This window comes from Candidatus Defluviilinea gracilis, from assembly GCA_016716235.1.
Taxonomy (GTDB): Bacteria; Chloroflexota; Anaerolineae; order Anaerolineales; family Villigracilaceae; genus Defluviilinea; species Defluviilinea gracilis.
This window is the reverse complement of sequence record JADJWS010000001.1, coordinates 842,697-864,980: the sequence shown is the minus strand read 5'-3', so window position 1 is coordinate 864,980 and position 22,284 is coordinate 842,697. Positions and strand designations below refer to the sequence as shown.

Below are 22,284 nucleotides of genomic sequence, written 5' to 3'. Positions count from 1 at the left end.
ATGAAACAGGAAGCCGTTATTCAACTCTTGAGGCAAAAGAACGCCGAAATGGAAAGACAATTCGGCGTCAAATCCCTGTTGCTGTTTGGCTCTGTCGCGCGGAATGACGCCACAACCTCCAGCGATGTGGATTTGCTCGTCGAGTTCAACCGCCCCGTCGGTTATTTCGGCTTGTTCGCGTTGCAGGATTACCTTGAAAAATTACTCGGCTGTCCCGTTGACCTTGGGACTCCCGACAGCTTGAAACCCTACATTCGCGAGCGCGTGATGGGGGAATTGATCCATGTCACCTAGAGGCTGGCAGGACCGTATTCGTGATATTCTCAGCGCGATTGCCGAAATCCAGAAATTCACAGCGGACATGGATTTCGAAACATTCAAGGAAGACGATAAATCGATTCGCGCGGTCGAGATGAATTTCATCATCATTGGCGAGGCGGCGAATCAAATTCCCGAAGAAGTGGAAGAAGCGCACACTTCCATCCCATGGAGTTTGATGCGCGCCATGCGGAATCGGATCGTGCACGTGTATTTCAAGGTGGATGAAAAAGTAATGTGGGATACAGTCCAAAACGACTTGCCGCCCTTGATCCCTGAATTAGAAAAGCTACTTTGATGAAATGACAGGGGGAATTGATCGAGGGGTGAAATTCACAATAACACCATAATCCACTTTCTACTTTCCACCATCTTTCCTCTTTCGTCTTTCCTCCATAATCATCCTTCCTCCTTCCTCCCTTCGACAAACTCACGACAAGCCTTTACAATTCCCCCATGCCCTCCACCCTCCCCATCCTGCGCGCGCGGCGCGAGCGGCGACTCGCCAAACAACACGCCAGCGACTCTCGCAAGCGCAGTCTCTTCGTCAGCGCGGGGATGATCCTTTCGTTGGTGATTGCCGCGCTCATCATCGTCACTGCGTTTGCGTATGTGAGCCTCACGCGCGACCTGCCCTCGATACAAACTCTCCCAATTCTCCTCAATCCTCCCAACGGGCTCCTCCTCCAACCCACGCGCATCTATGACCGCACGCGCGAACATATTTTATTCACCTTCGCGCCCGATGATTCTCCGCGCCGTTACATTCCCCTCAGCGACGCAAACCCGCAACATCTTCCTCAATCCCTCGCCGACGCCGTCATCGCCACCTCCGACCCAAATTTTTACGATCACGCGGGCTACGACCTCGCCACAATTACCAATTACCAATTACACACCACCCTCGCGCAACGACTCGTCTCCGATCTCCTCCTCTTCAACGAGCCGCCATCATTCCGACGCGCGTTGCGTGAACGCATCCTCGCCGCGCAGATCACGTCGCAATTCGGGCGCGCACAAATCCTCGAGTGGTATCTCAACTCGGCGCACTTCGGTCGCTATGCGTTCGGCGCCGAAAGCGCGGCGCAACTCTACTTCGGAAAATCCGCCACGCAACTTTCCACTGCCGAGTCCGCCATCCTCGCGGCGGTGAGCGACTCGCCGAGTCTGAATCCGCACGACGCGCCGCAGACTGCCATCGAACGCGGACACGAAACGATTCGGAAGATGTCGGCTCTTGGATTTTTATCGGACGAAGCGACAGCCAACGCGCTGGGAGAATCTCCCTTCTTTCAGCCACCGCCTCCTCCCGACGTTCAACCTGCCGCGGCTTTCGTCAACCTGCTCCTCGCCCAATTGGATTCGCAATTCCCGCGCGCGCGTATCGAACGCGGCGGCTTGACGATCATCTCAACATTGGATTTCAATGTGCAACAACAAGCCTCATGCGTCAGCGCGTTTTACGCGGCGCGACTCGCGGGTCTGCCTGATCCATCCATTCAATGTGACTCGTTGCGATTCTTATCCGCTCTGCCGCCTTCGGTCACGATTCCCGATTCATCTGCCAGCGCGATCATCACCGATCCAACAACGGGACAAATCCTCGCGGTGGTCGGCGAAACGTTCGAGGGGCGAGAAACGCCTCTCGTAGGCGCGCACAGGTCGGGGTCCGCGTTAGACGCGTTTGTCTATTTGACTGGATTCACCCGAGGCTTGAGTCCCGCTTCATTAGTGTGGGACATCCCCGGTAAAACGGAAATCCAAAATTTTGACGGCGCGTATCACGGACCCATCCGTTTGCGGACAGCGTTGGTGAACGATTATCCCGCGCCCGCCGCGCAAGTGCTATCGCAAATGGGCGTTGAAAATGTGGACAACATCATGTCGTCGTTTGGAGTCGCGCGTAACGTTGATCTGTCGTTGGTGGACGCGGCGAGCGCGTATGGCGTGTTCGCGGAGCAGGGCGTGCATTTTGGGCAGAGCATCAATGATGAATTTACGTCGGTGACGATTTTGAAAGTGGAGGGCAACGACGACAGCGTGTGGCTCGATTGGACGACGCCGCAAGCGAAGCCTGTGGTCACGCCCGCGCTTGCGTATTTGATCAATCATTCGCTGAGCGATGAATCGGCGCGTGTGGATCATTCAAGCGCGTTCAACGTAGGCAGACCCGCCGCGGTGATGTTGGGTCAAACTGAAGACGCGCTCGATGCGTGGACGATCGGTTATTCGCCGTTGCGCGTGGTTGCTGTGTGGGCAGGTTCGCGCGAATCAACAAATTTATCGCCGCGCATTTCCAGTGTGTTGTGGAACGCGTTGATGCAAGTTGCCTCGCAAAATTTACCCGCCGAAGATTGGTCATTGCCTGCGGGTGTTTCGGTGATCAATGTGTGCGATCCGTCGGGCATGTTGCCGACATCGGATTGTCCCAACGTGGTGAATGAAGTTTTCTTGCAGGGCAACGAACCTGTGCAAGCCGATAACATGTATCGCAAGTACGCCATCAACCGCGAGACAGGTTTGCTTGCCACCGTGTTCACGTTGCCGCAATTAATTGAGGAGCGCGTGTATCTTGTCGTTCCGTCCGATGCGCGCGCGTGGGCAGAGAGCGCGGGCGTGGCGATTCCGCCTTCCTCGTATGATGTCATTCAAGCCCCGCCGACGAATCCCGATGTGAATATCACTTTCCCCGAATTGTTTGCGGAGGTGGGCGGAGTGGTGCAAGTCAACGGCACCGCGGCTGGCGCAGACTTTGCATCATATCGCGTATTGATCGGGCAGGGACTCAATCCGCAAGAGTGGATTCAGATCGGCGAAGGCAACGCGCCCGTGACCAATGGTCTACTCGCCGAGTGGAACACGGATGGCTTGAGCGGGTTGTATGCCATACAGTTGCAGGTAGTGAGAACCGATCAGCACGTGGATAGCGCGGTGGTGCAGGTGACGGTGAGGTGAGGGAGTTATTGGTAAGTGGTAATTCGTAATTGGAGAATTGGAGATTAGAGACTGGAGATTGGAGACTTTTGTTCAGGGATGAGGGATGAATACTGCGTACTACGTAATACGCGGTGCGGAATACGCAATACGAAGTACGTAATACGAAGTACAAACAACAAGGAGCAGATATGAGCAACGAATCCATGCTGACAGTTGGAATTCTTGGTTGTGTTTTCGTAATATTGAACGTGGTCTTTCTTGCGATTATTTTTTTCACCCAGCGGAAAATGAACGCGGTGCAAGGTTGGTCGTCTGCGATGGGAACGGTGCTGGCATCCTATTTGGAGCGCAGGCGTTCAGGCGACAGCGGAAGCGTGAATTATCCCGTTGTGCAATATTCGTATCAAGTCGGCGGGCAGACGTATCAAGGCGCAAAGATCGCGCCGGGGATGGAAGTGGGCGGCACGGGCGCGGGGCGGGTGATCGCGAAATATCCCTAAGGCGCGCAGGTGATAGTGTTCTACGATCCGAACAACCCCTCCGATGCGGTGCTGGAGAAAAAGGCGCACGCGCAGTGGCTGATGTGGCTGTTGCTGGTTGTCTTCGATGTGATGCTGTGCGGGATGGCGATCGCTTTTGGGTTTGCGTTTTGAGTGAAAGCCCGCATCCTACGGCAAAAAGTGAATCGTTCCCACAATCGTCGCATATAGATTTTCCAGCGGCGTAGGTTGGCTCGGGTCATTGGAAGGAAACCACGGCAGGAACGCCAAGGTGTAGAGACGCTCGTTGCCGACCACGAAAACCTTGCGTTGCGAGTCCGGACCGGGGAGTCCGTCCACCACAATTGCCTGCTGACCGTCCACCAGAATCTCGCTCCGCGTGATGCCGAAGCCCTCACCCCATTCTGCAATTTGAGCGTCCGCCACTTGCGCCGCGGTGCGACCCGACGCTGGCTCCATCACGATTTCCGCCCAAGCCTCCCCAGGGACATCCCCAGGCGCATTGACGGGATTGATGACAATCAAATGCGGCAGAATCACGGAGTGGTCAGCGGAGTACAGCAGGCAGTATCCATTCTCCTCGTTTATCAGCAGTTTCATGCCTGCTATCTCAGCAGGGCAACCGTTCCCCTGCGCGGTTGGGCTTTCTGTCGGCGCTTCCGTCACAGGCGCAACGAGGGTATTTTCGGGTGTGGATAGCGTGGATGGCGCGCAGGCGGCTAACGTAATCATTACCAATGCCAAGAACAGTTTCTTCATATTGATCGTGAATATCCTTTGATGTTGTGTTTGTGTTGCGTTGGATGTTAAATCTTCGCGTCTCTATTCCGTCATCAGCGTTTCGGCGGCGAGGATGCCCGACGTGGCGGCTCGCCCCACGCTGTAGCCTGGGGAGGTGGTCTGCCCCGTCTGGTACAAGCCTTGAATCGGCGTGCGATGTGGGAAGTGATTCCACGGCGCGATCTGCGGCGACAAACCGTACACTGCTCCGCGATACAAATTCAGATTGACGCTGAAATCCTTCGGGCTGACGATGCGCTTGACGGCAATGTCCAATGGATGAACGCGCGACAGAGCCGCCACCGCTTTTTCGAGAACCGCCTCTTTTTTCTCTTCGCTCCAATCGTCGAGCGGCAAGTCGCGGCGCACGGGCGGATACATTTCGATCACGCTTCCGCCCGCGGGCGCGAGTTCGGGCAGAGTCACCGTCGGCGCGTCGTACACCAGCCACTTTACACCTTCGTCGCAGGGAGTGAACACATCGCTTTGATTTTCCATCGGCGGCAGGAAACAATGCGAATGACTGGGCGCGTCTATTTTGTTCCGCAAACCGAGTTGCACCGAAAACGCGCTGTGCGATAGATTCGCTTCTTTTGCCATGCGCTTCAAGCGAGGCGGGGAATCCTCGTCAGCGAGTAAAGAGCCGAAGGTTAGCATCCCGCTGACCGTCGAAAGAACCGCATCCACTTCCACCAAGCCCTGCCCGCGAATTTCCAAGCCGCGCGCGCGACCATCCTTGACGATGATTTTATCCACCCGCGTATTCAAATGGATTTCTCCGCCGTGCGCGAGCATTGCCTGACTGAGCGCCTCGGGCACTTTGCCCATGCCGCCCTCGGGCAAATGAAAGCCGTCGCCAAAGAGCGTCACCAGACCCATCACCGAAATGGCGGGCTGTTTTTCAGGTGGCAGACCCGTGTACAGCAAAACGCCCGACATCGCGGCGCGAACTGAATCGTCGCTAAAGAGGCGCTTCAACTCGTCTGCTACCGTGCCGCCAAACTTGGGCAAGTGCCGCCAGCCTCTGGTGAGAATGCGCGAGAACGAAAGCGGATTGACCAGGATGTCTTCGGTGAGCAGGCGCAGGGCTGGCTCCCAGCGTTTCATCATGTTGTCCAACTCTTTTTTCAGCGCGGCTTCGTCCACCCTGCCATTTTTCTTTTCGACGGTCACGCGCAAGCCGTCGCCAAATGTGACCTTGTCGCCGTTAGGCAAAACCGTCGTCTGCGGCGCGGTGATTCGCTTCAGCAGCAAGACTGCTTTGCGATCCAGCCCGACCTTTGCAAAAACATACTCCAGCATGGCTGGCAGGGCGAGATACAACGCGCCGCGCGGAATCAACCACAACCCCGATTCTTCCAGCGCGATGGCGGTGGCGGGGTTGGGTTTGCCCGCAAGCGCGGCAATTTCGTTGAACACCTCGCCCGCGTTAATGAAGCGTAACACCTGCTGCCGCCCGTCGGGCGCGGACTTCAACACCTTCAACGAGCCGTATTGCAGATAATACAAATTTGATTGCTGGTCGCCTTCCCAAAAAATGACTTCGTTGGGCGCGTACACCTTCCACGCCGATTTACCCGCCAAATCTTTTAGTATGGCAGAATCCAACCCGCGCAGGAATTCGAAGGATTGCAGGCGTTTGAGGAGGGGTACGTGTTGGCTTTTCATATATGGGCAATAATGCAGACGCGTTTATAACATAAACGCCAACGCTGCACGGACGCCGCGTCAATTAATTTTACAACATCTGTAAAGCGATTCATTGACCTTACCCCGCCTGATTTTTCAAGCCACGAATGCTCCAGGCATACAACCCATCCTTCTCCACTTCCTCGATCCGTTTCAGCATGTCATCCAAATCATCCTCAGGGCTGACCCAGCGTCCCGTCAGCGCGTCGTACTTGCCCGAAGCGAGAGTCACCGCCAGCGTCCCCGCCAACTCGGCGGGCTGCCATTTGCCTTCGAGCCATTTCGACAGGTCGGGCAGCCACTTGCGCCCGGCTTCGGATTCGATCATGTAATCCATCATCTCGGTGTGCGTGGGACCCACGGTCATGGCAAAAACGGAAATGCCAAATTCTTTGACTTCGCTTGCGAGCGTATCCGTAAAGCGCGTGACCGCGACCTTCGAGCAATCATACGCCGAGACATTGGGCATGCCCGAACTGGTGAAGTTGATGATTCGTCCGCGTTTGCGCTGGGTCATGCCTTTCAAGACGGCGTGACAGCAAAGAAACACGCTGCGGATGTTCACTTCCACATCGCGCCACCATTCATCGGGATTCGCCTCCCAGACGGGCGCAATGGACGTGAGCCGCCCCGCGTTGTTGACGAGAATATCCACCGCGCCGAGTTCGCGCTCGACCTGCGCGACCATCTTGGCAACGGCGGAAACATCGGTCACATCGGCGGTGACGGGGATTGCCTGTCCGCCTTCGTTTTGAATCAGCGACACGGTCTCCGCGAGTTGATCCGCCGAACGCGCCACCACCGCGATCTTGACTCCTTCCTTCGCCAACGCGCGCGCGATCTCGCGCCCAAATCCGCGCCCGCCGCCTGTGACGATGGCGGTTTGTCCTGTGAGTTTTGATTCCATGTTGGTCTCCAAAGAGTTTTCCGTTATTGCGAGAAGAGTGTTCTCCCCGACGAAGCAATCCCTTTGTTGAATGCAGAGATTGCTTCACTCGGTCTCGATACGGGCTGAGAAGAACACTCAGCCCTACTCGACCATCGTTCGCAATGACGAAGAATTAGGTTTTTCTCGCAAACGTCAAATATAACGCAAACGACCCCGTCGCGGCAAACGTCCCCTCGTCAATCGCGCGGACGATTCCCGCGCTGTCTATGGCGTGATGGAACCAGCGACCGTCCTCTTCCGTGCCGCCGCCAGCCATCACGGTTTCGATATCCAGCCTCAGCCATTTTTCATCGTCGTCAACGATGTTCGCTGTTTTGACGAGTTCGAGATAATTCCTCTGCTTCTCGTGGCGATAGGGAGGGAAGCCGTGCATGGCACGGTCATTGAGACGGACGTCGTACACATCCAATCCAGCCTGAGTCGCCAGCAACGGCACGCGCACGCCGACGGTATTGTCCCCGCGTCCCAACGCCTTCTTGCCTTTCATGAACAGCAGGTTGATTCGATAATACTCGCGATACCAGGCTTCGTCGTATTTGTCGAAGTGGACGTTGTCGTAGTTCGCCATCGCGGAGTTGGTGTATTCCGCCGCGAAGAAGATTCCGCCAGGCTTGAGGACGCGCGCCATTTCCCTGATGACCGTTTCCGCGTCGCGGACGTGAGTCAACACGGTCTGACAGACAACTGCATCAAACGTCGCGTCGTCGTATTTCAAGTTGTGCGCGTCACCCTGCTCGAAGGTGAGATTCTTGAGTCCGTTACGCGCGGCATACGCGGAAGCGTCTTCGATGGGTTTCGATTCGTAATCGGCTCCCGTGATTTTCAGGTCGGGGCGATGTTCCGCGAGAAGAAGCGAAATGCCGCCGTTGCCGCAGCCCACGTCGAGGACGCGCCCGCTTTGGGGCAGGTCGAGAAGCGGGAGGATGATCCGCTCGAAGTAGTCGCCATTCCAGAAGGTCTTCATCCGCAGGCGCAGAAAGACAGAGTTGTCGTCGTCCGACCAGGGGTTGACGGTGGTGGATGTTTGTTGGGTCATTTAATACTCTCACTCCAATGCCCCAGGGTGCAGGGACATGATCTTCCCGTCCGCGCCGACCCAGATGATGAACTCGTCTGTGCCGTCGGACGCGATAAATTGCGAGCCGTCGGGCGCGGTGAAGGTGACAAAGAATCTGTATACCACGCCGTCTTCGCCCGCGGGTTCGCGGTAGCCCAGGACAATGTCACGCAGGGGCAGGCACGGAAAGCCGTCCTGCACGGCGCAGGCGCCTTCGAGCGCAGTGGGCATATCCGTGGGGTCGAAGCCGTTGCTGACGAGTAACTCGTATGCGCTATTTTCGGGCAGGAATAACATATCGGCGGCGGTGACGTAATCGCCCGCGCTGACGGCGTCGAGATATTTCTCCACGCTGGCTTGCGCGTCGAGAAAATCCGCGTCGGGGAGGGTGAAGCGCATGATCTCCACCCTGTCCGCGGTGATGAACGATTCGCCCGACTTGTCGAACCAGATCCAATCCGCGTCTTTGTGACTCCCGTACACGTAGGCGGTATGCTCCCACGTGGACGTATCCCACGCGTTCAAGGCGGGAGGCGACCAATCGAAGATGTCGGGATCCCAGACGAAGGCTCCATCCGCCAACAGCAGGCGGCTGTCGGGACTGAAGCGGGCGTCGCGAATATCGAACATTTCTGGCTCGCTGAGGGTGGCGACCAATTCGCCGCTTTCGAGATCGTGGACTTTCAGGGTCGAGTCTCCATACCAAAAGAAGACAATCCATTTCCCGTTGGGCGATATGACGTTCAGATAACTAGGCTTCAGGTAATTCTCATCGTCGAAACGCGCCACTTCCACAACCTGATAAGTAGTCAGGTCAATGCGGAAGACGACGAATTTGAACGCGGCGGGGTCATACCCATAGCCGTACGCGATGTTCGGGTCGTCGCCAAACACGATGTTCTCGTAACTGAATACGCCCAGTTTGGAACCGAGCAATTCCCAATCCGAAGCCCTGCGAATCTCCAGTATATCGTCTTCGCCTTTGTAGTTGTATAAAATCAACTCACCGTCGGGGCTGAACTCGGCGGTGACATAAGACCAATCTTCCGCCTTGCCGTCAAAATACGCGCGCTCGCGCTTGCCCGTCTCCAGGTCGTACAGCGCCATCACAAAATCGAGCGACATATTTTTCAGGGTCGCCAGCAGTTTTTTTCCATCGGGCGAAAACGACACCGACTGAACGCTCAGGTCGCCCACAGGGAGAGTCTGAATCGCCTCTCCCGTCAGCGCGTCCCTCACCGCGATCACGCTATCCGCCAGGCAATACCCTGTCATCGAATGAGTCCCTCCCTTGCAGAATCCCATCGCAAACCTGCTCCCATCCTGGCTGATGACAAAATCAAAAATCACCCCGTCAGTCAATGGCATCCCGATCTGCTCGCTCACCTGTTCCCAATAATTGTAAACCTGCACAAACTCGCCGATATTTTCGGGACTTGCGACGCGGCTGACGGGAGTCGGCGTGAACGTGGGGAGGGATGTGGCGGTGGGCGGGATCGGCGTCGGGCTGGCGTTCGCCTCATTCCCCGACGGGGGAGCGGATTCTGTTTCCCCAGCCTTTCCCGTCGGGGCGGCGACGGTCGAGCAGGAGGAGAGCAGGAATAGAATCAATACAAAGTTCAAAGTCATCACAGATTTTGGCAGCATGAAACATCCTTGGCAAGTGAAGTTTGCGAATTATGCAAGTTCTAGCAAAATCTTTGCCAGTTCCTTCGGCATGGTGATCATCGCGTCGTGACCCGTCGGCAGACTCAGAAATTTCATTCCCAAGCCTGTGAACTTCTTTTCTTCGGCGGTGATCTCTTCCTCCGTCATCCCTTCGGAGCAAAGAATGAAAGTAGACGGGATGGATTTGGCGCGTGGGTTTTCGAGCGCGACGGGCGTGGACAACGTCCTCAGCGGGTGCGGAGTCAACTTGGACTGCGCCCATTCCAAGTCCGCGCCAGAGACGCCGAACGTCCATTCCAGAATCGGCGGACACCACCACTCGTCACCGCCTTCGATTGCTTTCTTCTTGAAGAAGCCCCACGTCTCGCCGATCAGGTCAGCCAGCGACTTGCCATTTTCGGGAACCATCCCATCGAGATTGACGATGTGCGCGACGCGCTCGGGGATTCTGTCCGCGACGATGGGAGCCATGAATCCGCCCAAACTGTGACCGACGAGAATCACATCGCGCAGATTTTCGGCTTGGCACAAATCAACCACATCCTGAATATGGGTGTTCAAGTCAATATCGTCCCCGCGCATGTTTGCGCGTTCGGCGAGTCCCGCCAGTGTGGGCGTATAGACTTGATGTCCCATCGCGTGAAGAATCGAAGCGAGTCTCTCCCAACACCAGCCGCCGTGCCACATACCGTGAATGAGTATGAAGGTTTTCATATCTCTCCTTTGGCAATTTCGAGAATAATATGTAAGTGTATTGGTCAAAGGAAAAAATGTCCAATGACTTTTGTCACACAGCGCGACCACAGGATGAATACACTTCAATCAGCTAAACATGACCACGGCGCGAAGATATCGAGAGTCAGCGCGAGGCGAATTTATTGGGGTTTGAAGATGCCCCAAAAGAGGTCGCCGACGAGGTCGGGGTTGGGAGTTGGGTTATTCATGTCAGCGACGTTCACTCCGCCAATGGACGGCTTGCGCTTCGATCTGCGCCAGATGCGTGCCTTCGTGCGCGGCGAAATAACTGACCTGCTGGCGGAGAGTGACCGTGCCGAATTCTTCATGCTCGCCCACGCGCTCCCAATCGGATGGGGCGAACGATTCCAGTTTGCGGAGAGTCTCCGCGCGCGAGGCGCGATAGGTCTCGAAGATGTCGCGCCCCGAGGGCGGACGTTCCGATTCATTTTTTGCCCATGCGAAGACGGCTTTCGATTCAAGGATGGGATGCGCCTCTTTGAGGAACAAGTCCACGCGGAAATCGAGCACGCCCTGCGCGTCGCGCAAGTGACTCAACGTGTTGCGGATCGCCCAGCCGCCGTCGGACGGTGATTGATTCATCGCCTCATCGGATAACCCCGCGATGAGTTTCTCCACCACGAGCGGAGTCTGACGCAGGCGTTCCCGCGCCGCCTCGGGCTGGAGCGCGTCGAACCAGTAGTTGGGCATGAACTTTTGGAAGGTCTCGGCAAATGCGCCGCAAGTTGGGCACGGCTCGACGGGCGGAGAAAGCGTGACGTGTCCGCACCCGCGGCAGACGTACGGGTGAGGCGTGGCGGTGATGGGCGAAAGTTTTCCCTGAGCCATGAACTCCGCGCCCTGTTTCAACGCGGAAAGCAACTCCGCGCTCACGTTCAGACGGGATAACGCCTCAAGCGCTTTTTGGACTTCGGCGCTTAGTTCGTCTTTGTCGGTGGGAATGTCGAGCGGATACGTTTCCTGGCGGCACAACGAATCCGCCGCGGCGCGAGTCAGCTTGGCGAGGTTGTATTGTCCCTCCCCTTCCAGCCGCGAAGCGAGGGCAAAGAGGTGGATGAGGGTGTCGGTCCATTGCGATTTATCGTTCAACATGGAATATCTCCCAATTCATAATCAGTAGATTACGACTAGCAACCTGACAGTTTGTTTCAAAAACACGCCGTTGGTCGAGCGTTGTCCTGAACCTGCCGAAGGGTAGGCGGCAGAAAATGCCAATTGTTTTCAAGAACACGTACTGTTGCCGCCGTATCGAGCGCTTTTTCAACAGACCTCCTGCAAAAATGCGCAACAACTGCCCTGGCGGGCGTTGCCAGGGGAGAGCGCACAATACGCTTTGCATAGGAGACGTTTTCAAACGTCGGGCAACTTATGCAAGAGGTGAGACCAACAATAGGTGAAAATTGCCAGAATCGTGGTCTCGATACGCCCCTCGGAGTACCTCGGGGCTACTCGACCACCACTTGATTCAAAAGTGTCAGGTGGCTGGAACAATTACAACTCACTTTCTAGTCACCTAACAGTTTGCTCTTCTCCGCAAATGCCAGCGTGTGACCGTCCAAATCGAGGCAATAGGCGACATCATCGCCCCAATCGCGGCGGGCGAGTCCGCTCAATTCGGTCGCGCCCGCTTCGAGCGCGCGGCGATGATACGCGGAGGCGTCTTCGACGCGCAGGTAAACCTCGCAGCGTGGGATCCCGCCCGCGCGCGCTGGATCGGGGAGGCGGTCTCCGAGCAGGCGTTTGATCCCCGCTTCGGGCATGACTCCCAGGACGCAGGTTTCAGAGAGGGTAAACTCCGTCATACCAGGCTCGTTGAGCGAGGGCTGGCAATCCAGCGCGTGAGTGTAAAATTCGGCGCTGCGGACCTGTTCTTTGACGTAGAGGATAAAATGGGTTTTGATCATGGGGATATGGCTGCCTCATTTTCACATAGGATCGGCTTTTAACTCTTTTTACCAATTAGCCCGACGAGGATGATGACGATGCTGACTCCAGTGACAATGCCAGTCACCCTGCCTGCGATTTGCATCGCCATCACAGGGTCGGTGGAATTCGGCGCAATGGACAGCATCAAGAAATAGAACCCAAGCGCCAGGGCGATAAACAAACAGCCCGCAATGACCAATCTCCAATTTTTCTTTCGCATGATGATTTTTTCTCCTTTTTGAAAATTTTATTTTACAAAGGCTTTCGCTGAGATTGCGCAAGCCCGATGTTCATTCAATTTGTTTCGCTTTACTTCAACCCATCCCGCAATTGACCTGCGAGACTCGCCAACTCCTCCAACTCAGACTCATTCAAGCACGACCGCGGCGCGAACGCTTCGACCTCCGCCCGCGCCTGCCTGCCCGCCGATGTGATGAATCTTGCATTACACATGCTTCCCATTCTCAATCACAACCTTGCCGTCAATCTCTAGCGTAGGCTGACTAACCACACCGTCAATGTGAGTGGTCGCGACATTTTTGCCGCCGAGAAAATCGCTGCGCCCCACCGCAACGTGGATCGTGCCTAGAACTTTTTCATCGGTGATGATGTTGCCCTGTAACCGCGCCAGCGGGTTTGTGCCGATCCCCAATTCCGCGATGACACGGGCTGAATCGCCGTGTTGGGCAAATGCGCTTCGGAGAAACTCCGCGCCCGCGCCGCCTTCGATGTGAGTTACACGTCCCTTTTCAAACGTCATTCGCGTTGGCTCGGATAACAACATGCCAGGAAAACACTTGTCCACGACCAGTAAACCTTCCGCGCTGTCTTCGACGGGCGCGATGTATGTCTCACCTGCGGGTAGATTTCCAAACGCTTTCTGAGCGCGCAATATGCCTGTGTCTTTTTTCCATTCCCTGCCTGCCAGTGACAATCGCAGGTTGGTTCCCAGCGCTGTGGTGATGTGCGCGGTGGAACTCCCTTGCAAACGCTGCGTCAACGAATCTGTGAATGTTGCAATCTGTCCATAATCTGCGCTCATCTCAATATCCAGAATGCTTTGATCAATAAAAGCGCCCAAACCCGCGCGAGCGATTCCTTTCCCAATTGCCGCGCGCCCCGCGAGCAAGGCAGGCGATTCTTTTAGCTGATTCACCGACGCGAACAGAAAGACAATAGCGTCCACTTGTGTCACCAATGCCAATAACGGCGACGGGTATTCACTTATTGGGCGACTCGCATTCGGGAAGGTGTAATTCCACAACTCGGCGGGGTCGGTCTGCGCGGCTTCGGCGAGCAGTGCGTCACGCGCATAACCGAGCGGCTCGTCCACAACAATGAGAATCTTCTCCCCTCGTTGCAGTCCCATGCAGGTGTGGATGACATTCGTCGCCCATCGCGGTGTTTCAGTTTTTTCTGTCATTGGGAATCCTTTCGTTTACTTAACCAAATTTCCTAATCCATCATACAGTCGCATTAACAGACTGGACACTACATACCGTATTTGGCGAGCAACTCTGCATTGGGGATCGCAATCGAAACGTGATGTCGAACGATGCGCCATTCCCCGTCTTCCCTGTGAAAAAGAGCCGCCCCTCTTCCAGTTGCCACGTCAAGCACATGCGCGCCACTTGGAATATGCGCCAGTTCAACCAATCGGCGCCCAAAATGAGAAAAGAATCTGGGACCGACATGATCGAATGTATTCGCGACTCGGTCGAAAAGACCCGACACCCGCTGTTTTTGTTGTGACGTTTCGGAAGATTCATTGTTGTTCGTCATAATTCTCCTCTTACTGGGGCGACATTTACATTATTGGATCAATGACGCAAAGTGCCGATCGAGTTCCTCGGCAGATTGACCGAACTGCTCTGGGGTATAGCGATGCGCGCCATGCTTATCTTTGGGGTGCTGGCTCATGAACGTCTTTAATCGTTCTTCGTATTGAACCGTCCATGAAACGCCAAAATGAGAATAAATGTCTTTGACGGTTTGCATGGGATCCGCCACCATTTGATCGTATTGGACATCCAGGACAGCATTGTTGACTACGGGATCTTCACGGCATCGCCGTCCGCCCTCCAGATAGCGGGTGTACATTTTCTTGTTGGTCTCCGCCATGCGCTTCACGTTGAGATCGCGAGTCGCAGCCCGATGGGCGGAATAGAACATGCTGTTTGCGCTGGTCAGGCAGGTGGTTGGGTTGCGATGCAATTGGATGATTCTGGCATTGGGCACAGCCGACAGTAAAGCGTCAAGATGATGCGTATGATCGGGCGCTTTCAAAACCAGCCGTTTGTCAGGGGTTGCCTGTTGCTGGACCTTTAGAAGCAAACCGTATTCTTCGTAGCATTTTTTCTGATCCTGGGCAACGAGCCATTCGGCGTACGAAAAGACAGGCGTAACCACCCAAAACGAAACCGAATGGAAAGTCAGCGCCTGCATCCAGATGCACTCCTCCTCCGTGTCTTCGCGGATGACATGCTTCGAATCCATTTCGGGAAACATGGGTCGGCGAAACTCCAGTTCCCAGCGCGTCAATGCCAGGCGATCGTCTTTTTTTCCGTCAATAGCAAAGGGACGGTAAAGCCGCCACATGGGAATCCCCGTGTTATCGGGATCGGCGGAGAGCATACGCTGTAGAATTGTGGTGCCAGACCGCGGGACCCCAACGATGACAAAAGGCGGGTTGATCTCCGAACGGAAAACGTCGGGCTTCCGTTTCTGCGCTTCGACAAACAACAACCGCTGGCTCAGATTACTGAGGAGCACCATGCGAGCGCCAAACCTGCCGAAGAAATGCAGGTTGGCGTCCTTTTCAATGGACTGCAACAACGTGTCGAGCCCAACGCGGTAATACGGATCGCCAAAATCGCTCAAGCCCGTTTCGCGTTCGGCAAGTTGATGCAATCGTTCGGCGTCCATTCTAGTGAGCGGTATCCCCAACTTCTCCATACCCGAACCCAGAGCATCGATGATTCTGTACCGCAACGGCATGGGAGCGTAGTTTGGCAACATAAGCACCTCCTTTCATTTCTTCAATCCATCCCGCAATTGACTTGCGAGACCGGACAACTCTTCCAACTCCGACTCATTCAAACACGACCACGGCAGGAAGAAGAGCCGTTCCGTCTCCGCCTCGACCTCCACCCGAACCTGTTTGCCCGCTTCGGTGGCTTTGACCACGCCCGAACTTTCCTCCACCCACCCGCGCCGCGCGAGTTCCCTCACATCCTCCGCGTGGACTTCCTCCGTCACGCCGCGACGGCTGAGTTTGCTGTGCAGATCATCGAATGTCAGCGCGTCGTTCTGTGAGAGAAAGTCGAGCATTTCCCACGTGTGGCCCTCGACTCCATACGCGCTCCATGTGGGAATGTAACAATCGTCGCGGTGACCCTCCAACAGCAGGAAGTGGGCAACAACGCCATCGAGTGTCGCGAATATTCCCGCCCGCTCGTAGAGGTCTTGTTTGGCTTTTATCAAGACATGCGCGGGCGGTTCAGGAAAGCTAAAAGCCGTGTCTGAAATTCTGGCGAGAAGATTGCCAAGCGTCTGCAAAGACTCTTTGGGCATGGGAGCGAGAGCCGCCATCAATTCATTCCCCTCTTTGATGAGTCGAAACGCGGCGGTTCTTCCCGACTCGGTGGCGCGATATTTTCCCTGACCATCAGATACCAAATATCCCTGCTGAACTGCGGCGGTCAACCTTTCATCGTTCGCCTGTGCGAGTCCGTATGGAAAACACCGCATGAGCTGGGCGATGGTAAACAGATTAGTATCGAACAGCCAAATCGCCTGCACCCAGTTGTAGAAATTGTCAGGCAATGAAAGTTCCTCTGCGGCTTTGTCTGCGGCGGGATAGGCATAATTGCCAAACAAAATTTCAGAACTTTCTTCGAGCGCCGACCAAACAGATTTCAGGTTCATTCCTCAACTCCTTTTCTCAACTCAAAGCCAACTCAATCGCCTGTTCCGTTGACAACGCGCAACCGTCTTCCCACATGGACTGAAAATCCCCGCCCGCCTCTTCCCGCTGTGCAGACAGAAGCGCGTCATACTCCGCCGTTTCGAATTGCATCCGCGTCAGATAGATGCGCCCGCGCAACGCCTGCGCCGCGCCCAACAACAGAATTGCGTTTCGTGTTTGCGAGGATTGCGCCAGCGCGTTCGCCAATCCCTCCAGTAATGACGGGAGTTGGCTGACTTCTTTCGAGTCCTTCAAGCGCGATATTCCCTCTCGAAAATGTTTTTGCGCTTTGGGCAAGTCGCCCTGCGCCAACGCGACGCGCCCCGCCACATCGAGCGCGCCGATTTCTGCCGACATTTCTCCCACCTCATGTAAAACCTTCATCGCCTCCTGAACGATTTCCTCTGCGCGCGCCGCGTCACTTCCGCCGAGAACATGCCGCGCCCACACCGAGAGAGTCAAACCCAAACAAATACGGTCTCCCAGTTGACGAAACAACATCACGCCCTGCTCCGCCGCCATCTGCGCCTGCTGAACGTCGCCCTGATTATGGGATGCGATGCTCAACGTCTGCAAAGCAGTAGCGACGCCGTGCTTGTCGTCCAAGTCACGATACAACGCCAGGCTTTCCTCCGCGGAGGCGCGCGCCGATTCATCGTCGCGCCGCGCTAACGCCACCTCAGCCAGGTTTCCATACGCGCCCGCGATCTCTTTTGTGTTTTCCGCCTCGCGGAACAACGACAGACTCTCGCGATAGATTTCCTCCGCGCGCGCATACTCGTACCGTTTGAGCGAGCATCCAGCCAGCGGTCCCAATAACTGACCGATGAGAAGTTTTTCGTTCAGTTTACGTCCGTATTCCAATGCGCGGCGGTAAAACGATTCAGCCGCTTCGAGATCGTTCTCGAAATACTCCTTGAAGAGTCCCTGCGACACAAGCCCCTGCGCGATGCCCCGCGCATCCTCAAGCGACTCGGCAAGCGCAAAACCTTCGTCTTGATGCGTTTTCCATCCCTCCGCATCGCCCTGACGCGAAGCGAACAACGCTCTCGCAAAGAGCGCTTTCACGCGTAACGATGTCGGCGGAAGTTCCTTCGTCGCATCCATAAAAATTCCCAGCCACTTGCGCGCCTCCGTCAAATGTCCATGCGTATCCCAAAATTCCCTGAGCGCCACCGCGATCCGCAAACCCGTTTCAGGTTGAGACTTAAGCGACCACTCCAACGCACCGCGCAGGTTATCGTGTTCCGCTTCGAGCCGCGCCAGCCATTGCTTTTGCGCGCGTCCCTGCAAGCCGTGTTCGGCGCGTTCGGCAAGCCCAGCAAAATAGGCAAGATGCGCGTCGCGCAGTGAAGCGACTTCATCGGTCTCGAACAATTTCTCGCGCGCATATTGTCGGATGGTTTCGAGTCGGCGGTAACGGGATTCGCTTCCGCTATGCTCGACGTTGATGAGAGATTTATCCACGAGACGAGTCATCAACTCCAGGATGTCCAACCCGCTTCCCCCTGCGGGGACGATGCGCTCCTCACCGCAAACTGATTCGGCGGCGTCGAGCGTCCACCCGCCGACGAAGACCGCCAGCCGTCTGAACAAGAGACGTTCCTCTTCGCTGAGGAGTTGGTAACTCCAGTCTATCAACGCGCGCAACGTCTGCTGGCGCGGCAACGCGGCGCGACTCCCGCCCGTCAATAAACGGAAGCGGTCGTCCAATCGTTCGGCGATTTGTTCCACCGAAAGCGCCCTGACGCGCGCCGCGGCTAACTCTAAAGCGAGGGGAATGCCGTCGAGGCGGGAGCAGATTTGGGCGACCAATGAGGCGTTCGCATCCGTGAGTTGAAACGTCGGCAGGGTCAGAGTCGCGCGTTGGACGAATAACTTCACCGAGTCGAACGTTTCAAGATGTTTGATATCCGTCGCCTCATTCGGCGTCGGCAGGGACGGCACGCGATAGGCGACCTCGCCCGCGATGCCCAACGCCTCGCGGCTGGTGGCAAGGATGCGCGCGCCGCGGCAGTTCTGCAAAACCGTGTTCGCAAATTGCGCGCAGGCGTCAATGAGATGCTCGCAGTTATCGAGAATCAGCAGGGCTTCTTTGTCGCGCAGCCAATCCATCACTACATCCATCAGCGGACGCGAATCCTCCACGCGCAGACGAAGAACATTCGCCACCGTGTTCGGAACCAGCGCAGGCTCAGAGATGGGCGCGAGTTCGATGAGCCACACGCCGTCTTTGAATTGTTCAAGGAGGCTGGATGCCGCTTGTAATGAAAGTCTTGTTTTGCCCGTTCCGCCCGAACCAGTGAGCGTGAGCAAACGCGATTGCTGCAACATTTGAGTCGCTTCGAGCATTTCTTTTTCGCGCCCGATGAAACTTGTGAGTTGTGTGGGGATGTTGTTCGGGAAAACATCCAGCGCGCGCAAGGCGGGGAAATCGCTTTGCAAATCAGGCGCGACGACTTGAAAGATTCGCGCGGGCTGGGGAATGTCTTTGAGTTTGCGTTCGCCCATGTCTCGCAGGGACACCTCCGCTGGCAGTTGTCCGCGCAGGAGAATCTCGCTCGCGCCCGATAACAAGATCTGCCCGCCATGCCCCGCCGACATCACGCGCTGGATCATGCTGAGCGTGAGATAGCCGCGATATTCTCCGTTGCGCGCTTCGGCTTCGCCCGTGTGAATCCCCATGCGGACTTTTAAGAGCAAGGATGAATTATGAAGGATGAATGATGAATTCGTCCTTCCGCCGTCATCGTTCATCCGTGAAAGCGCGCGCTGACCATCTATCGCCGCGCGAAGCGCGTCGCCCGCTGTATGAAATGCCACGCAAAATGAATCGCCGATGATTTGGAAGATATGACCGCGCTTCGATTCAATGGCTTCCTTCAACATGGCGTGATGTTTCTCACGTAGCGACTCCCACCTGTCAGGATGCGCCTGCGCGAGTTTGGTCGAACCTTCGATATCAGTGAAGAGGAACGTGACGGTGCCGGAGGGAATGTCTACCATCAAGTTTTCCGTTTGACTCATTATAGGTCAACTCGGTTGATTTGCCTCCCACCAGTTTTCATATTGGGTCTGTTATTCGGATACTTTTGCTCGCCTTTTTTCCAACAACTCCTGAATGCGATGATGCTTCTCGCGCGAGAGTGGGAATAGCCATGCGAGGATGATCGTCCCTGAAAGCATGATCGCCCCGAAGGGTGAAACCAATAAGCGGATCATGCGCAATGCCGAGTCGCTTTGCGTGAATTGAAGCGCGCCCTCAGGAGGAGAAACATAGCCCGACCAGCCCAATGCCTGCAGAGTCAAAAAGAGGACAAGCGCCCCGGTCAACTTGCGGATGAGCGTGCGGATGCCGTAGAAGATTCCCTCCTGCCGCCTGCCGGTCCGCAGTTCATCCCATTCGATCACGTCGGCGAACATCGCGTCGGGCAATGTGTACGCGGCTGAGATGCCGATCCCTGCGAGGGCGGAGAGCGTGAATAATTCCATCGTGTTGCCCGGTTGAATCAAATAGATAAGAAATGTGACGACCACCCAGAGGATCATACCGATCGCGTACGCTTCCTGCTTGTTGCGGATCTTTGAGATCCATAACCAAATCGGCACGAACAGGATGCACACCAACATGAGGATGCCGAAGAACGCGGATTCGTATGCCAGGTCAATGCCCAAAAATTTGACAGATGCCAGCAAGTTTCCGTTCGCCACCCAATAAAGTAAAAAGTATGGAAAAACCACAGCCACCATATCCACTGCCGACCAGTTCAGCATGTGGATGCCGACCGCATAGCGAAACGGGATGTTCTTCCATGCGGCGCGTAATGTTTCTCGAAAGGGCAGGGATTCTTGCTGTTCGGGCGTGGAAGTTTCCCGGAGCAGAAGCCCGATCAACAGCAGGGGAATCGCGCCGACCGCGCCGAATAATGCGCCCACGGTCATAAATCCCTGTTGTTGCGAGCCGCCCGCCTCGATCACCATGTCAATAATTGTCGGCGCGGCGATGACCATGGCAAGCGCGCCGACCAGTTGGAAGAACGATCGGAAACTCGTCAGGCTGGTGCGTTCGTCGTAATCGGGGGTCAGTTCGGGGGTCAGCGAAAGAAACGGGACCGAGACGAGAGTCGTCAACGTGTCGGAGATCATGAAGGAGAGAGTCACATAGATCAACAACGCGATCTGGTTATCCCAATTTGGCGCAGACCAAAGAATGACGAAACTCAAGCCGAAGGGAATGGCGAACCACAGCAAAAACGGACGCCGCCTGCCCCAGCGCGATTGCAAGCGGTCGCTGAGGATGCCGATGATGGGATCGTTCACCGCGTCCCAGACGATGCCGACCAGCGCGCCGAAAGAAGCCAGACGCGGTTCCAGCCCGACCACATCGGTGAGATAGATGGCGAGGAAGATCGAGCGCATCATGCCGATGCTCGAGATGCCCCAATCACCTGAGCCATAGAGCAATTTGATCCACATTGGGAGCCGCTGATTTGAGTTGTTGTTCATCTGAATTTGAGGATGCAAGTGTAGCACGGAGGGATGTATACAGGTAGACACGGAGTTACGTAGACAAGTAGACACGGAAACACGTATACAAGAACCACTTGTTTACGTGTGTACCTGTCTACCTGTTTACTTGTTTTCGCCCGCCCCCATTGCACTCCTGTAAGCCGTTATAACCGAAATGCAAAGTGAAAATCTGTAACCTTCTGCTATACTGCGATTAACAAAATCCGATAAGGGCAAACCCGTCGAAAGATGGGGACGCAAAGCCATGGATCTACCGTCGCGCATCGCGCGACCATGATCGCCAGGTTGCCGAAGAAATAACGCTTTGTTTATTTCCGCGAGCCTGGCAGTCCTTTGCCCGGCTCGCTTTGTATCGGGTCAAATTCAATTTGTTCGATAAAGGCAAACCCGCCGAAAGGCGGGGACGCAAAGCCATGGGTCTACGGTCACATGCGAGTGTGGCTACGATTGCCAGGTTGCCGAAAACATTACCTAACCATTAGGTTGCTGTTGAGCGCTTTTATCGAAACGGAGGTTTCGAATGGCGCTCACTCAAAAACATATACGCTGGCTCACGCGAGCCGGTATTCTGCTCAGCCTCGCCGCATCGCTTTTGCTGAATGCGATGCCCGCGCTGGCAATGAAGAAACAAGACGCCGCCGCGCTACCCAATTTTTCAGAGTTTGTTCAATCCGTTCACACCGGGGAGGAAAATGTAGTGCGCGGCGTCTATGTTCCGAATGTGATGGCGTATCGCGTGGCGCAGCAACCGCTCGATAACCCGGGCTTTCTTTCGAGTAAGGAGGACCGCGTCACTCAATTCCGTATGGCGGCAGGGTATGGCACGGTAGGGCTGGTGGCTCACAATTACCTCGCCGGTGAATCCTTCTTCAACCTGGAAGCCGGCGATGAAGTGCGGATCGTATACGGCGACAGCAAGGTGGAAACTTTTGTTGTGTATGAGATCCTGCAATATCAGGCATTACAACCCAACAGTCCCTACAGTTCCTTTCAGAATTTGGACCGCGATGAAACCCTCACGGTCAACCAGATGTTCAAGCGCGTCTTCGTGAGCGATGGATACGTCACCTTTCAGACCTGCATCGAAAAAGACGGTATTTCGACCTGGGGCAGGCTGTTTGTGATCGCCATCCCTAAAGCGGAATATGAGGAACTTTGGGAAGCAAATGGTTTGTGACCTCAATGTTCCATGAATCAGAAAAGCCGC

Annotated in this window: 22 protein-coding genes and 2 riboswitches; of the genes, 6 read left to right on the top strand and 16 right to left on the bottom strand. The window is 55.5% G+C overall.

Translation table 11 applies throughout. From position 1 onward, the window contains the following. From IPM31_03985 to IPM31_03965, 5 genes are all read left to right on the top strand, one after another. The gene (locus IPM31_03985) at positions 1 to 294 is read left to right on the top strand and encodes a nucleotidyltransferase family protein (GenBank protein MBK9006134.1); all 294 of its coding nucleotides are present in this window, start codon (positions 1 to 3) and stop codon (positions 292 to 294) included. Beyond that, the gene (locus tag IPM31_03980; GenBank protein ID MBK9006133.1) at positions 284 to 616 is read left to right on the top strand and encodes a DUF86 domain-containing protein; all 333 of its coding nucleotides are present in this window, start codon (positions 284 to 286) and stop codon (positions 614 to 616) included. Before IPM31_03985 ends, IPM31_03980 begins: the two co-directional genes overlap by 11 nt. Before the next feature lie 158 nt (positions 617 to 774). Next, complete coding sequence (locus tag IPM31_03975; GenBank protein ID MBK9006132.1) at positions 775 to 3,273, top strand: transglycosylase domain-containing protein; 2,499 nt, start codon at positions 775 to 777, stop codon at positions 3,271 to 3,273. Between the two features lie 170 nt (positions 3,274 to 3,443). Further along, positions 3,444 to 3,755, top strand: a complete 312-nt coding sequence (locus tag IPM31_03970; GenBank protein MBK9006131.1) for a DUF3592 domain-containing protein — start codon at positions 3,444 to 3,446, stop codon at positions 3,753 to 3,755. 9 nt (positions 3,756 to 3,764) lie between these two features. Beyond that, complete coding sequence (locus IPM31_03965) at positions 3,765 to 3,908, top strand: hypothetical protein (GenBank protein MBK9006130.1); 144 nt, start codon at positions 3,765 to 3,767, stop codon at positions 3,906 to 3,908. A gap of 15 nt (positions 3,909 to 3,923) precedes the next feature. Here the strand turns inward: IPM31_03965 and IPM31_03960 are convergent, their stop codons facing one another. The 16 genes from IPM31_03960 to IPM31_03885 form a co-directional block, all read right to left on the bottom strand. After that, the gene (locus tag IPM31_03960) at positions 3,924 to 4,514 is read right to left on the bottom strand and encodes a hypothetical protein (protein ID MBK9006129.1); all 591 of its coding nucleotides are present in this window, start codon (positions 4,512 to 4,514) and stop codon (positions 3,924 to 3,926) included. Between the two features lie 63 nt (positions 4,515 to 4,577). Continuing rightward, positions 4,578 to 6,203 carry a cyclic nucleotide-binding domain-containing protein gene (locus IPM31_03955; protein MBK9006128.1) on the bottom strand — a complete coding sequence of 542 codons (1,626 nt, stop codon included), beginning with the start codon at positions 6,201 to 6,203 and terminating at the stop codon, positions 4,578 to 4,580. 100 nt (positions 6,204 to 6,303) lie between these two features. Then, positions 6,304 to 7,131, bottom strand: a complete 828-nt coding sequence (locus IPM31_03950) for an SDR family oxidoreductase (protein MBK9006127.1) — start codon at positions 7,129 to 7,131, stop codon at positions 6,304 to 6,306. A 154-nt stretch (positions 7,132 to 7,285) separates the two neighbouring features. Beyond that, positions 7,286 to 8,209, bottom strand: a complete 924-nt coding sequence (locus IPM31_03945) for a class I SAM-dependent methyltransferase (protein ID MBK9006126.1) — start codon at positions 8,207 to 8,209, stop codon at positions 7,286 to 7,288. Positions 8,210 to 8,218: 9 nt separating this feature from the next. Then, positions 8,219 to 9,877 carry a WD40 repeat domain-containing protein gene (locus IPM31_03940; GenBank protein ID MBK9006125.1) on the bottom strand — a complete coding sequence of 553 codons (1,659 nt, stop codon included), beginning with the start codon at positions 9,875 to 9,877 and terminating at the stop codon, positions 8,219 to 8,221. Between the two features lie 30 nt (positions 9,878 to 9,907). Continuing rightward, positions 9,908 to 10,612 carry an alpha/beta fold hydrolase gene (locus tag IPM31_03935; GenBank protein ID MBK9006124.1) on the bottom strand — a complete coding sequence of 235 codons (705 nt, stop codon included), beginning with the start codon at positions 10,610 to 10,612 and terminating at the stop codon, positions 9,908 to 9,910. Positions 10,613 to 10,843: 231 nt separating this feature from the next. After that, the gene (locus IPM31_03930) at positions 10,844 to 11,746 is read right to left on the bottom strand and encodes a DinB family protein (GenBank protein MBK9006123.1); all 903 of its coding nucleotides are present in this window, start codon (positions 11,744 to 11,746) and stop codon (positions 10,844 to 10,846) included. 413 nt (positions 11,747 to 12,159) lie between these two features. After that, positions 12,160 to 12,555, bottom strand: coding sequence for a glyoxalase (locus IPM31_03925; GenBank protein MBK9006122.1), 396 nt, complete (start codon positions 12,553 to 12,555; stop codon positions 12,160 to 12,162). A gap of 41 nt (positions 12,556 to 12,596) precedes the next feature. Beyond that, positions 12,597 to 12,800: a hypothetical protein gene (locus IPM31_03920; protein MBK9006121.1), complete on the bottom strand. Its 204-nt coding sequence runs from the start codon at positions 12,798 to 12,800 to the stop codon at positions 12,597 to 12,599. Between the two features lie 89 nt (positions 12,801 to 12,889). Then, positions 12,890 to 13,033 carry a hypothetical protein gene (locus IPM31_03915; GenBank protein MBK9006120.1) on the bottom strand — a complete coding sequence of 48 codons (144 nt, stop codon included), beginning with the start codon at positions 13,031 to 13,033 and terminating at the stop codon, positions 12,890 to 12,892. Beyond that, the gene (locus IPM31_03910; GenBank protein MBK9006119.1) at positions 13,026 to 14,003 is read right to left on the bottom strand and encodes an aminopeptidase; all 978 of its coding nucleotides are present in this window, start codon (positions 14,001 to 14,003) and stop codon (positions 13,026 to 13,028) included. Before IPM31_03910 ends, IPM31_03915 begins: the two co-directional genes overlap by 8 nt. Before the next feature lie 68 nt (positions 14,004 to 14,071). Next, entirely contained in the window at positions 14,072 to 14,362 is a 291-nt protein-coding gene (locus IPM31_03905; protein ID MBK9006118.1) for a nuclear transport factor 2 family protein, read from the bottom strand. A gap of 30 nt (positions 14,363 to 14,392) precedes the next feature. Further along, positions 14,393 to 15,598, bottom strand: coding sequence for a sulfotransferase (locus tag IPM31_03900; GenBank protein ID MBK9006117.1), 1,206 nt, complete (start codon positions 15,596 to 15,598; stop codon positions 14,393 to 14,395). A gap of 12 nt (positions 15,599 to 15,610) precedes the next feature. Next, complete coding sequence (locus IPM31_03895) at positions 15,611 to 16,507, bottom strand: hypothetical protein (GenBank protein ID MBK9006116.1); 897 nt, start codon at positions 16,505 to 16,507, stop codon at positions 15,611 to 15,613. A 16-nt stretch (positions 16,508 to 16,523) separates the two neighbouring features. After that, the gene (locus IPM31_03890; GenBank protein MBK9006115.1) at positions 16,524 to 19,574 is read right to left on the bottom strand and encodes an adenylate/guanylate cyclase domain-containing protein; all 3,051 of its coding nucleotides are present in this window, start codon (positions 19,572 to 19,574) and stop codon (positions 16,524 to 16,526) included. Between the two features lie 51 nt (positions 19,575 to 19,625). Continuing rightward, entirely contained in the window at positions 19,626 to 21,053 is a 1,428-nt protein-coding gene (locus tag IPM31_03885; GenBank protein MBK9006114.1) for an MFS transporter, read from the bottom strand. Between the two features lie 225 nt (positions 21,054 to 21,278). Next, positions 21,279 to 21,370: riboswitch (cyclic di-GMP riboswitch) on the top strand. Between the two features lie 77 nt (positions 21,371 to 21,447). Then, positions 21,448 to 21,540: riboswitch (cyclic di-GMP riboswitch) on the top strand. Positions 21,541 to 21,597: 57 nt separating this feature from the next. Here IPM31_03885 and IPM31_03880 point away from each other — a divergent pair. Continuing rightward, entirely contained in the window at positions 21,598 to 22,254 is a 657-nt protein-coding gene (locus IPM31_03880) for a hypothetical protein (protein ID MBK9006113.1), read from the top strand. Positions 22,255 to 22,284: the final 30 nt, after the last annotated feature.